The sequence below is a fragment of the Pseudomonas sp. Ag1 genome (genome assembly GCF_000278565.1).
In the GTDB taxonomy this organism is placed as follows: Bacteria; Pseudomonadota; Gammaproteobacteria; order Pseudomonadales; family Pseudomonadaceae; genus Aquipseudomonas.
Map to the genome: position 1 here is coordinate 30,328 of NZ_AKVH01000095.1, position 12,266 is coordinate 42,593.

8 protein-coding genes are annotated in these 12,266 nt (G+C 61.9%); 6 read left to right on the forward strand and 2 right to left on the reverse strand.

Features of this window, described 5'->3' with window-relative positions:
- Window positions 1-7: 7 nt before the first annotated feature.
- Complete coding sequence (locus A462_RS18670) at window positions 8-1,417, forward strand: efflux transporter outer membrane subunit (RefSeq protein ID WP_008434501.1); 1,410 nt, start codon at window positions 8-10, stop codon at window positions 1,415-1,417.
- Window positions 1,418-1,461: 44 nt separating this feature from the next.
- Here the strand turns inward: A462_RS18670 and pvdP are convergent, their stop codons facing one another.
- Complete coding sequence (gene pvdP, locus A462_RS18665) at window positions 1,462-3,090, reverse strand: pyoverdine maturation tyrosinase PvdP (protein WP_008434502.1); 1,629 nt, start codon at window positions 3,088-3,090, stop codon at window positions 1,462-1,464.
- 152 nt (window positions 3,091-3,242) lie between these two features.
- Here pvdP and pvdM point away from each other — a divergent pair, with 152 nt between their 5' ends.
- The 5 genes from pvdM (at window position 3,243) to A462_RS18640 (ending at window position 11,174) form a co-directional block, all read left to right on the forward strand.
- Entirely contained in the window at window positions 3,243-4,592 is a 1,350-nt protein-coding gene (gene pvdM, locus A462_RS18660) for a pyoverdine-tailoring dipeptidase-like protein PvdM (protein ID WP_008434503.1), read from the forward strand.
- Between the two features lie 27 nt (window positions 4,593-4,619).
- Complete coding sequence (gene pvdN, locus A462_RS18655) at window positions 4,620-5,897, forward strand: pyoverdine-tailoring periplasmic protein PvdN (protein WP_003208551.1); 1,278 nt, start codon at window positions 4,620-4,622, stop codon at window positions 5,895-5,897.
- A 31-nt stretch (window positions 5,898-5,928) separates the two neighbouring features.
- Entirely contained in the window at window positions 5,929-6,804 is an 876-nt protein-coding gene (gene pvdO / locus A462_RS18650) for a dihydropyoverdine dehydrogenase (RefSeq protein ID WP_008434504.1), read from the forward strand.
- 157 nt (window positions 6,805-6,961) lie between these two features.
- The gene (locus A462_RS18645) at window positions 6,962-8,611 is read left to right on the forward strand and encodes a cyclic peptide export ABC transporter (protein WP_003208548.1); all 1,650 of its coding nucleotides are present in this window, start codon (window positions 6,962-6,964) and stop codon (window positions 8,609-8,611) included.
- A gap of 97 nt (window positions 8,612-8,708) precedes the next feature.
- Window positions 8,709-11,174, forward strand: a complete 2,466-nt coding sequence (locus A462_RS18640; protein ID WP_008434507.1) for a TonB-dependent siderophore receptor — start codon at window positions 8,709-8,711, stop codon at window positions 11,172-11,174.
- A 50-nt stretch (window positions 11,175-11,224) separates the two neighbouring features.
- Here A462_RS18640 and A462_RS18635 read toward each other — a convergent pair whose 3' ends face one another.
- Complete coding sequence (locus tag A462_RS18635; RefSeq protein WP_008434510.1) at window positions 11,225-12,187, reverse strand: alpha/beta hydrolase; 963 nt, start codon at window positions 12,185-12,187, stop codon at window positions 11,225-11,227.
- Window positions 12,188-12,266: the final 79 nt, after the last annotated feature.

Consider the following 12,266-nt stretch of genomic DNA (forward strand, 5'->3'; position numbering starts at 1 on the left):
TCGCCCTATGAAAGTGTCCCTGACCCTCCTCGCCGCCAGCCTGCTGCTGGCCGCCTGCAGCAGCCCCGCACCGCGTCCGGGCGCAGGCATGCAACCACCGCCCGCCTGGCACAGCGCAAGCGACGCAACGGCGCTGCGGGCCAACCAACAATGGTGGACAAGTTTCGACAGCCCCCAGCTCAACCAACTGATCGAACAGGCCCGCAGCGGCAGTTACGACCTGGCCAGCGCCATGGCCCGGGTGCGCCAGGCCCAGGCCAGCGCAGTGATAGCCGGCGCACCGTTGCTGCCTGAACTCACCGGCGCGTTCAATGCAAACCGCCAGAAGCTGCTGCGGGGCAAGGGCTACAGCCAGCTGGATGCCACCAGCAGCAACAAGGCCGTGGATTACTTCGATGCGCGCCTGAGCGCCACTTACGAAATTGATTTCTGGGGTGGCAAGCGCGCCGCCCGGGACAGCGCCGTGGAAGAGGTGCGCGCCAGCGAGTTCGACCAGGCCACCGTGGAACTGACCCTGCTCAGCGGTGTTGCGACCAGCTATACCCAGTGGCTGTCATTGCGTGAGCAACTGCGCATCGCCCAACTCAACCTGGACAACGCCCAAAACGTGTTGAAGCTGGTGCAGACTCGCCACGATGCAGGCTCCGCCACCGCCTTGGAACTGGCCCAGCAAAAAAGCCTCGTGGCCGCACAACAACGCCAACTGCCGCTGGCACAGCAACAGGCCGACGAGGCCTTGATCAGCCTCGCGGCACTGCTGGGCACACCGGTGCAGGACCTGCACCTGGCCCCGCAACCCTTCGCCCAATTGAACTGGCCGGGCATCGCCGCCGGTGTTCCCAGCCAACTGCTCAGCCGCCGTCCCGACATCGCCAGTGCCGAGGCCCGGCTGGCAGCAGCCCAGGCAGACGTCACCGTCGCCCGGGCAGCCATGTTGCCCACCCTCACCCTCAGTGCCGACCTTGGCTCGGGTGCCAACAAGCTCGCCGACGTAGTGCGCAGCCCGTTCTACAACCTCACTTCCGGCCTGGTCGCACCGATCTTCAACAATGGCCGCCTGAGCGCCGAGCGGGACAAGGCCCGGGCGCGCCAGGATGAGCTGCTGCAGACGTACCGGGGAGCGATCATCAATGGCTTTGCCGATGTGGAAAAAGCCCTGAGCAGCATTCGCGGGCTGGATGCGCAGCGTCAGTGGCAGAGCGAGGAACTGAGGGAGGCGCAGACTGCCTTTGAGATTGCCCAGAGCCGATACGAGGCCGGAGCGGAGGATCTGCTGACGGTGCTGGAGACGCAGCGTACGTTATACGCGGCGCAGGATTTGAATGTGCAATTGCGCCGATCACGGCTGAGCGCAAGCATTGCGCTGTATAAGGCGCTGGGGGGCGGCTGGCAGGTGCCAGCAAGCACGATCAACTGAATGAAAGCCGGGCTTGCCCGGCTCCCACCGTTGAGCGGCGCCCTTTAGAGCACCCGCTCCTTGACCTTCAAATGCCGCGCATACCAGGGACGCTTCGGCACCTTGCGAAACAGCTCGGCCAGCTTGTCCTCATCCGCCCCGAAGGTAATCCGCAGCGCCAGCTTCATGGTTTCCGGGTCCATCTCCATCGACTTGCCCATCTGCAACCCCGGCGTGGTGCTGCAACCATGGGTGTCCGGCCCCAGCCACGGGTCATCCACCTCCACCCAGCGCCCCGGCGCAAACCAGGGCACGTCGTTGACTTCCAGCCGGCTCACTTCACCCGGATGAAAACGCTCGTGGGCACGAAACCAATCCTCGATGCGGTCATCGATCCAACCATGAAAACGCCAGAACACCGGATTCACGTGAGAAGAAAACGGATCTCCAAGGAAGTCATTCTCTGCCACGTACCAACGCGCGGCAAAGTCAGCCGGGTCCCGTGCAAAAGGCACCGGCGCGCCGTTGGACGGGTCCCGCGGCACCGAGGCCCAGCGCATATGCAGCCAGTCGTGCAGGCCCAGCTCCACCTCCGAGCCGAACTGCCCCAAGGTGAGTTTCGCCAGGTAGCGCGGGTCGCGGTACTGCGACTCCCAGACCTCAAAGTTACTGTGGTAAGTCTCGGCCGCCTTGATATCGCTGACCCACTGGGTATACGCACTGTCATTCGCCGCCATCCAGGCAGGCGGCAACGCGAAACCGTCATGATTGTCGAAATAACGCACAAACCCCTGGCGATCACGCTCCAGCCCCGGCTGTGGCTGAGGGAAGTACGTCCACGATGGCAAGTCCTGCATCGAACGTGCGGCGCCCAGCATATGCCGATGCATGAAAAAGAAGTCGATGCCCGAACCGTTGCGATCCTTGCGCGGCCCCCGTGCATCGCGCTCCCGGTCACGCGGACCAGGCTGCCAGCCGATCCCCCGCAAGGCATTACGCTTGTCTTCGGAGAGTTTGTGCCACTGGTCACGGGAAGCGTGCCAGAGCTGGTGAAACAGGCGATGTTCGGGAGCAATCAACCAGGCCAATAGAACCGGGTTGAGACCGATGCGCTCACGCGCCTCGGGAAACAGCCGCTTGGTGGCGACAAAATGATTGTCCCGTTCGAGCAGGGCCAATGGGCGGTCCAGGCTGAGGATCTGCCCACTCAGGGTGCCGCTGCCGGCGTTACCGAATTCGGCCCAGACTTCATCAAGGGTCATTGTGAACTCGTAGGCTGGAGCCCCGTCCACGGCATCGCGGTCGATCAGGCGCCAGTACAGATGCGCCCCGTCTCCGGGAGTCAGGTCACCCAACACACGATAGCGCGGCTCGCCGTCGGCACGCAGTTGTTCGCCAGTGTCGAGGTAGCCCCGCAGGCCACGCCCACGCGGGGCAACGTCGAGGAGCAATTCCAGGCCCTCCAGGGGCAGGCCTTTCAGGCCGGCATCGCGGCCTGCCAACTGCACATGCCAAACGCCACGCAGGCTGTCCGCCAAATGCTGGCCGGCGGTGTCTGCCAGATCCACCGTGGCTTCGCCCGGGGTAATCGGAAACTCTTCACGCGTCAGCTCGCGATGGGCATAAAAGGCCGCAGGCACTGCAGCGCCAGTCAGCGCCAGGCCGGCGATGAACCCTCGTCGAGAAATCGTCATTGCTTTACCTGTGTCAGCCATCAAGCAGGCTTTATCCAAGCTAGAACGTTCGCTGACAGGGGAAATTTAGCACCGCGCCTCCCAGGCTTAAATTTTCCCGCCCATCGCTCGTTCATCCCAGATAGCAAAGGCCTCAACTGACTGAGATGGCAATGACAAAACCACGTTCGAAAAAGGCGTTGTACTTCGGCCTGCCGCTGGTCCTGGCCATTGGCGCCGGGGCCGGGTTCCTGGCTTGGGACCATTGGTTCAGGGGCAATGCCGGGTACCCGTTGGCGGTAATCAAGCAGGCCAATGAGATGCAGGACCGCCTGCTGTCGTTCGACAGTCACATCACCGTGCCGCTCAACTTTGGTACCGCCGGCAACGAAGCCGACAAGGACGGCAGCGGCCAGTTCGACCTGGCCAAGGCCAGCCGGGGGCGCCTGTCGGGTGCAGCCCTGACGATTTTCGGCTGGCCGGAAATGTGGAACGGCCCCAATGCGCCCCACAAGCCCACCGCGGGTTTTGTCGAAGAAGCCCGCCACCAGCAGGAGACTCGCTACAAGATCATCTCCGGCATGGTTCGCGACTTCCCCAACCAAGTGGGCATTGCCTACACCCCGGATGATTTCCGGCGCCTGCATGGCGAAGGCAAGTTTGCGATCTTTATCAGCATGCTCAACGCCTACCCGCTGGGTGATGACCTTAATCAGTTGAACCTGTGGACCGCGCGCGGCATGCGCATGTTCGGCTTCAGCTACATCGGCAACAACGCCTGGTCGGACTCGTCACGCCCACTGCCGTTTTTCAATGACTCACCCGATGCCCTCGACGGCCTCTCGGATATCGGCAAGCAAGCCGTGCATCGCCTCAACGACCTGGGGGTAATCATTGATGTCTCGCAGATGTCCACCAAGGCCCTGGAGCAAGTTGCGCAACTGAGCCGCACACCGATGGTGGCCTCCCACTCGGCGCCACGGGCGTCGGTGGACATACCGCGCAACCTCAGCGACAAGGAACTGCAACTGATCAAGAACAGCGGCGGTGTCGTTCAGGTGGTGGGCTTCCCAGCTTACCTGCGCCCCCTCAGCCAGCCCACCCAGGACAAACTCAACGCGTTGCGCGCGCGCTTCGACCTGCCGCCACTGCCCAACCTGGCCGTAGCCCTGATGCCCGGCGACCCGATCATCTCGGCCTGGCCAGAACAAAAGTTTGGCCAATACGCCAGTGCGCTGTACGCCATCCTCGAAGAAGAACCCAAGGCCACCCTCAAGGACTTGGGCGATGCCATCGATTACACCGTGCGCAAGGTTGGCATCGACCACGTCGGCATCGCCTCGGACTTCAACGACGGCGGCGGCCTCAAGGGCTGGGAGAACGTCGGCGAAGTGCGCAACGTGACTGCGGAACTGATCCAGCGCGGCTACTCCGAAGCCGATATCGCCAAGCTCTGGGGAGGCAACTTCCTGCGGGTCTGGGACCAGGTACAAAAAGCTGCCAAGCCATTGGCCAACCGCTGAACCACCCTCAATGAATGAAGTGAATTCATGACCGACCGCCGTACGTTTCTCAAGCAGGCCGGGCTTCTCGCCGCGAGCCTGCCGCTGGGCACTGCCATCATCCCCCAGGCACTGGCAGGCAATGCGGCACCACCTGGCGACCCTTGGGCAGGCTTTCGCCAACTGTTTACCCAGGACCCGGACTACCTGCACTTTTCGAATTTCCTGGTGGCCTCGCACCCCAAGCCGGTGCGTGAGGCCATCGAGCGCTACCGCGCGCAGATCGACCGCAACCCCGGCCTGGCCATGGATTGGGACCTGCAAGAGACATGGAAGCGTGAAGGCCAGGTGCGCGAATGGGCCGGCCGCTACCTGAATGCCAGGCCCGGCCAGATAGCCCTGACCGGCAGCACCTCCGAAGGCCTGGCGATGATTTACGGCGGGATCCAGGTACGCCCCGACCAGGAAATCCTCACCACTGTTCACGAACATTACGCCACCGCCTACAGCCTCGATTTCCGGGTACGCAAGGAAGGCACCCAGGTACGCAAGATCAAATTGTTCGAGAGCGCCCATTCGGTGTCCGTCGATGAAGTGCTCGGTTCTATCGAGCGCAATATCCGCCCCAATACCCGTGTGCTCGGCATGACCTGGGTGCAATCCGGCAGCGGCGTCAAGCTGCCGATCGGCGCGATCGGCAAGCTGGTGGATGAACACAACCGCAACCGTGACGACAAGGACCGCATCCTCTACGTGGTCGATGGTGTGCATGGGTTTGGCGTCGAGAACCTCGATTTCCCGGACATGCATTGCGACTTTTTCATTGCCGGCACCCACAAGTGGATGTTCGGCCCGCGGGGCACCGGGATCATTTGCGCCCGCTCGGAACAGAACACCGACGTGACACCGATGGTGCCGACCTTCTCCGAAGACACCAACTTCGCCACCACCATGACACCCGGCGGCTACCACGCCTTTGAACATCGCTGGGCTGCGGATGAAGCCTTCAAACTGCACTTGCAGTTGGGCAAGCCGCAGGTACAGGCACGCATTCATCAGCTCAACGACGAACTGAAGACCCAACTGCTGGCGCACTCGAAGATAGAGCTGGTGACACCCCGCAGCAGCGAGTTGTCGGCAGGCTTCACCTTCTTCCGGGTCAACGGCCAGGACAGCCGCGACGTGGCCGCCCACATGATGAAAAACCGGGTAGTGATCGACTCGGTATATCGGGACGCCGGCCCGGTGATTCGCACTTCCCCGGGCCTGCTCAACACATCGGCCGAGATCCAGCGCTTCATGACGTTGCTGAGCCAACGGTTGTGACGCCTCTTTTTCATTTCAGCGAGATGCTCCCATGAACCATCACCCGCACCTGAAACCGCTGGCCGCAGTGATTCTGACAACACTGTGCAGTGCCCTGCTACCGGGGTTGGCCCAGGCGGCCACGCCGACACCCGGTAAAGTGTTCAAGGACTGCAAGGACTGCCCGGAAATGGTCGTGTTGCCCGCCGGTACGTTCACCATGGGCACCCCGGAAGACGAAGTGGGCCGCGAGCCTGATGAAGGCCCGATGCACCCGGTCACCTTTGCCAAGCCCTTCGCCATGAGCCGCTTCCAGGTCACAGCCGGCGAGTGGGACAGCTATGTACGCCAGTCCGGGGTCAAGATTGCCAATGGCGATGAACGACCCGGCCGCGAGTGCGTCGCCAGCAAGCCACGCTACCCCCAGGGGCCGCGCCAACCTGCCGTGTGCATGGACTTCGAGGATGTGCAGAACTACGTCGCCTGGCTATCGAAGAAAACCGGCCATCACTACCAGATGGTCAGTGAAGCCCAACGTGAATACGCCGCCCGCGCCGGCTCCACCGGCCCGTTCCCCTTCCCGTTCGACGAGGGCAAGGGCTACAGCATTGCCCAGCATGCCAACACCTACGGCCCGGCGGATGGCTACAGCTACTCGTCCCCGGTGGGCAGCTACCCGCCCAACGCGTTCGGCATGTACGACATGCACGGCAACGTCTACGAGTGGACAGCCGATTGCTACAACGATGATTACGTCGGCGCCCCAAGCGACGGCAGCGCCTGGCTGACCGGTAAATGCCAGTTCAGACGCATCCGCGGCAACGACTGGGGTGAAGCCCCCGTGTTCTCCCGCTCCGGCAACCGCAATGCGTTGGTACCGGACAACCGCGGCGACTGGATCGGCTTTCGCGTCGTGCGGGATCTGTAAGGCAGCCAGCCCTCTAAATTAACCCTCCCCCCAGTCGTTTTACAGGTGTGTGTGACCCGTCATGCAACGCATTGCGGCGCACCACCGCCCTCTATGCCACCCAGGCCGAGCCCGCGACCGAAGCCGGGCCCGGCCGATCTTCAAGCAGGGAACCTCCATGAGCAAACCAACACGTGGGGTGATCAATGAATTGTTCACCCTGCTCAAACCCTTTCGGCTGATCGTTGTCGGCTCCATTCTGCTCGGCATGGTCGGCGGCCTCAGCGTCACGGTATTGCTGGCGACCATCAATACCGTGCTGCACGCCGACAACGGCCTGACCAACACCGTGGTCGGCGCCTTTGCCGGCCTCTGCCTGCTGGCACTGGTCAGTTCGATCTTTTCCGATATCGGCACCAATTATGTGGGGCAAAAGATCATCGCCCGGCTGCGCAAGGAGCTTGGGGAAAAAGTCCTGTCGGCGCCCATCGAACAGATTGAGCGCTACCGCAGCCACCGCCTGATCCCGGTGCTCACCCACGACGTCGACACCATCAGCGATTTCGCGTTCGCCTTCGCCCCGCTGGCCATTTCGCTGACCGTCACCCTTGGCTGCATGGGCTACCTGGCGATGCTGTCATGGCCGATGTTCTTGATCATGGTGGTCGCGATCATCATCGGCACGGTCGTCCAGTACATCGCCCGGGGCCGGGGAATCAAAGGCTTCATGGAGGCCCGCGACGCCGAAGACGAACTGCAGAAACACTACAATTCCATCGCCGAGGGCGCCAAGGAGTTGCGCATCCATCGTCCGCGCAGGCACCGCATGTTTGTGTCGGGGATAGAAAGCACCGCCGACAAAATCTGCGACACACAAATTCGTTCGGTGAATATTTTCGTCGTCGCCAAGACCCTCGGCTCCATGCTGTTTTTCGTGGTCATCGGGCTGGCACTCGCCCTGCAATCACTGTGGCCGAGTGCCGACAAATCAGTGATGAGCGGCTTTGTGCTGGTGCTGCTGTACATGAAAGGGCCGCTGGAGCATCTGATCGGCACCCTGCCAATCGTCAGCCGCGCGCAGATCGCATTCCGCCGTATCGCCGCGCTGTCGGAGCAGTTTTCCTCGCCCGAACCCCACCTGCTGCTCAGCGACCAAGGCAACCAGAGTACGCCGGTGCACAGCCTGGAATTGACGGACGTGTCCTACAGTTTCCCCGCCACCGAAGGCAGCGCACCGTTTCGCCTGGGCCCGGTCAACCTGAAGATCGAGCAAGGCGACATCATCTTCATTGTCGGCGAAAACGGTTGCGGCAAGACCACCCTGATCAAGCTGCTGCTAGGCCTGTACGCCCCGCAGCAGGGGGAAATCCGCCTCAACGGGCAGCCCGTGACGGCAGTGACACGTGACGACTATCGCCAGTTGTTCACCACGATCTTCGCTGACTACTACCTGTTCGACGACGTGGTGCAGGGCGATACCCATATTCCCGAAGATGCCAACCAATACCTGCAGCGCCTGGAAATCGGCCACAAGGTCAGCGTGCGTGACGGTTCGTTCACCACCACCGACCTGTCCACCGGCCAGCGCAAGCGCCTGGCGCTGGTCAATGCATGGCTGGAGGAACGCCCGGTGCTGGTGTTTGACGAATGGGCCGCAGACCAGGACCCGACGTTCCGGCGGATTTTCTACACCGAGCTGCTGCCGGATCTCAAGCGCCTGGGCAAAACCATCATCGTGATTTCCCACGACGATCGTTACTTCGACATTGCCGACCAACTGGTCCGCATGGAAGCCGGGAAAGTAGCCACCGAACTGCAACCGGCATGAATAAGTTAGATTCTCATTCTGGTTTTTTCGGCCTCGTGCGTCTAATTAAGAATCGCTAACAACTACGCAACCATTAAAACCAGTAAGAGTGAGCACAATGTCAGCAATTGCGGGGATTCCACGTTTTACCAAAGCCTTGTTCATGCGCCGTATGCTGCAGCCGGGCTTCAGCGCCACCGCGTTCAGCATGGCGCTGGCGTTGCCGTTCAGTGCGCAGGTTCAGGCCCAGGAGATCAACTTCAATATCCCGGCACAATCACTGGCAAGCGCCCTGCAGGCGCTGGGCACCCAGTCGAACATGCAAGTGCTGTACAGCGCCGATGATGTAAAGGGCCAGCACAGCCAGCCGGTGAGCGGCCGGTTGTCGCCTGAACAGGCGTTGTCGCAGATGCTGGTGGGGACCGGCGCTGTGTTCACCGTTCAAGCCAACACCGTCACCGTACGTGCCCGGGCAACGGGTGATTCACTGGAGCTGGGTGCCACCACCATCAGTGGCCAGGCTGTCGAATCGGCCTACGGCCCCGTGGACGGCTACGTTGCCACCCGCAGCGCCACCGGCACCAAGACCGATACGCCCCTCCTGGAAATCCCGCAAACCGTCAACGTGGTCACCGCTAAACAGATCGAAACCCAGGGCGCACTCAACCTGACCCAGGCCTTGCGCTACACGCCAGGCCTGAACACCGGCGGCTTCACCGACCGCAATGCGATCGCCGACGAAATCACCAGCCGTGGCTTCGCCCCTACCCAGCTGTACCTGGACGGCGCTTACTTGCCCTATGCCGGCAGCCTCGGCGGCGCCCCGCAAATCGATCCGTATACCCTGGAGCGCATCGAAGTGCTCAAGGGCCCATCGTCGGTGCTCTTTGGCCAGAACCAGCCAGGCGGCCTGATCAACATGGTCTCCAAGCGACCGACCACCGAACAACGCAGCGAGGTCAAGATCGGTGCCGGCAGCTACAACCGGGTCAACGGCGCATTCGACACCAGCGGCCCGCTCGACGATCAGAAAGAGTTCAGCTATCGCATCGTCGGCGTCGCGAAGAAAGGCAACCAGCAGGTCGATCATACCCACAGCGAACGCATGCTGCTGGCACCCAGCCTGACCTGGGCCCCGAACGACGACACATCCCTGACCGTACTGGCGCAGATCCAGCGGGACCGAGGCCTGGAAGACTATCAGGCGTTGCCAATGATCGGCTCTCTCGAGCGCGGCCCCAACGGCAAACGCATCGACCGCAACTTCTTCTCCGGCGACTCGAAATACAACGACTACAAACGTGACCAGTTCATCCTGGGCTACGACTTGACCCACAGCTTCAGCGAAAACCTGAAAGGTCGCTCCACCGCCCGCTACACCGACGTACGCGACGACTACAAAGGCTTCTACCTGCGCAGCTTCGTCACCGATGCAGTCACCGGTGCGGTCGACCAGACCCGGGCCAACCGTGTCAAACTCGACTGGCGCCAGCACAACACCGCCTACACCATCGATAACAACCTGGAATACAAATTCAACACCGGCGCGCTGGAGCACACCACCCTGGTCGGCCTGGACTATCGCAACTTCAACCGCAAATACACCGGCTACAACGCCTACAACGTACTGCCGATCAACCTCTACGGCGAAAACAACAACTACGACACCAGCAGCGTGACCCCGGAAAAAACCACCAAGTGGGACAACACCGTGCGCCAGACCGGCGTCTACCTGCAGGACCAGATCAAACTGGACAAGTGGATCCTGACCATTGGTGGCCGTCAGGACTGGGCCGAAGTTGAAAACAAGGACCTGATTGCAAACTCCATCACCGAACAGCGTGACAACAAGTTCACCGGCCGTGTCGGCCTGACCTATGTCACCGACTTCGGGCTGGCGCCGTACGTCAGCTACTCCGAATCCTTCCTGCCGACCGTTGGCACTACCGCGCCCGAACGTGGCGGCAAGGCCTTCGCGCCGACCGAAGGCGAACAGTACGAAGTGGGTGTGAAGTACCAGCCGTTCGAGAAGACGCTGATCACGGCTTCCGTGTACCAGATCAAGCAGAAAAACGTGTTGAGCCAGGATAACGAGTACACCCAGTACTCGGTCCAGCAAGGCCAGGTTCGCTCCCGCGGTGTTGAACTGGAAGTCAAATCGTCGATTGCCAACGTCGACGTACTGGCTGCTGCGTCCTACCTCGACGCGTTCTACATCAAGAACAACTACGGCAACACCGGTAACCGCACCGAGCAACAGGCACCGGTTTCGGCATCGCTGTGGGTTGACTACCACTTCACCCAGGCGGTGCTCAATGGCCTGACCTTCGGTGCCGGCGCCCGCTACACCGGCCCCAAACCCGGTGATGCCGCCAACTCGTTCGAGGTCCCGGGCTTTGTGGTCTATGACACCACCGTCAGCTACGACCTGAGCAAGGTATCGCCAAGCCTGCGTGGCGTGGAGACCAGCCTGAACGTGCAGAACGTGTTCAACCGCGAGTACGTGTCCCACTGCAACTACTCGTTCGGCTGCTACTACGGCCAGGAACGCGTCGCCTCGGTTGACGTGACGTACAACTTCTAGCCGACACCCACAAAAAAACCGGGCCTGGCCCGGTTTTTTTGTGCCTGTTCTCAAGCTGCCAGCGCGGCTCGCAATGCCTGGGTCAATTGAGCGTACACCTCGTCGATATCCGGCACCACGCTCTGCAGGCGCAGGAAATCGTGAATCAACCCGGCGTACTCGATCACTTCCACCGCCACCCCCTGTTCCTGCAACCGTCGGGCATAGGCACGCCCTTCATCCAGCAGCGGGTCATGACCGGCCAACGCAATCAGCGCCGGTGGCATGCCCGGGTACCCCGGCGCCAGTAACGGCGAGAAGCGCCAGTCAAGACGATCCGCCGCCTCCCGGGCGTAATGCCGGTAGAACCATTCCAGTGTCTCGGTCTCCAGCAGATAGCCCTCGCCGAACAGCTCGGTCGACGGGCTATGGGTAGAAGCGTCCGTCACCGGATAGCACAGCAGTTGCCAGCAGGGTTTAATTGCCAGCGTCGCGGGCTCGAGCACCGACTGCAACGCCAGCACCGTCGCCAGCGTGGCCCCCACACTGTCGCCACCGAAAGCCACGCGGGTGAGGTCCAGGCCCTCGGCTGCAGCGTTATCGGCCAGCCAGGCCAGGGCATCGGCGCCATCGTTCAGCGGCGTCGGGAACCTGTGCTCCGGCGCCAGTCGATAACCCACTGAAACCACCGCACACGGAGTTCTGGCGCAGAACTCGCGGCACACCCCGTCATGGGATTCCAGGCTGCCGACCACGTAGCCACCGCCATGGAAGTACACCAGCACCGGCAGGCTCTGCGCCGAAACGTCAGCTGGACGGTACACACGCAACGCCAGCGTCGCGCCATCGCGTGCCGTGAATTCGATGTGGCTGCAGCGCACCTGCGCAGGCGCCTGCCAGCGCAGTTGCGCGGTGGTGCGCTCGAACGCCTCACGAGCCTGGGCGGGCGTTGACAGGTGAAACGGCCCAGGACCGTCCGCCTGGCTTTCTTGCGCCAGGTCGAGGAAGGCATTGAGTTCCGGATGCAAGGACATCGCAGGTTTCCTTATGAAAAAGCCACAGACGAAAGAGGAGCCACAAGGGCCCCTCTTTGTATAACGATGGATCGGCCTC

Coding starts and splice junctions, on each gene's coding strand:
- A462_RS18635 (WP_008434510.1), bottom strand. CDS start 12,187: ATGTCCTTGCATCCGGAACTCAATGCCTTCCTCGACCTGGCGCAAGAA.
- pvdN (WP_003208551.1), top strand. CDS start 4,620: ATGACCGACCGCCGTACGTTTCTCAAGCAGGCCGGGCTTCTCGCCGCG.
- pvdM (WP_008434503.1), top strand. CDS start 3,243: ATGACAAAACCACGTTCGAAAAAGGCGTTGTACTTCGGCCTGCCGCTG.
- pvdO (WP_008434504.1), top strand. CDS start 5,929: ATGAACCATCACCCGCACCTGAAACCGCTGGCCGCAGTGATTCTGACA.
- pvdP (WP_008434502.1), bottom strand. CDS start 3,090: ATGACGATTTCTCGACGAGGGTTCATCGCCGGCCTGGCGCTGACTGGC.
- A462_RS18645 (WP_003208548.1), top strand. CDS start 6,962: ATGAGCAAACCAACACGTGGGGTGATCAATGAATTGTTCACCCTGCTC.
- A462_RS18640 (WP_008434507.1), top strand. CDS start 8,709: ATGTCAGCAATTGCGGGGATTCCACGTTTTACCAAAGCCTTGTTCATG.
- A462_RS18670 (WP_008434501.1), top strand. CDS start 8: ATGAAAGTGTCCCTGACCCTCCTCGCCGCCAGCCTGCTGCTGGCCGCC.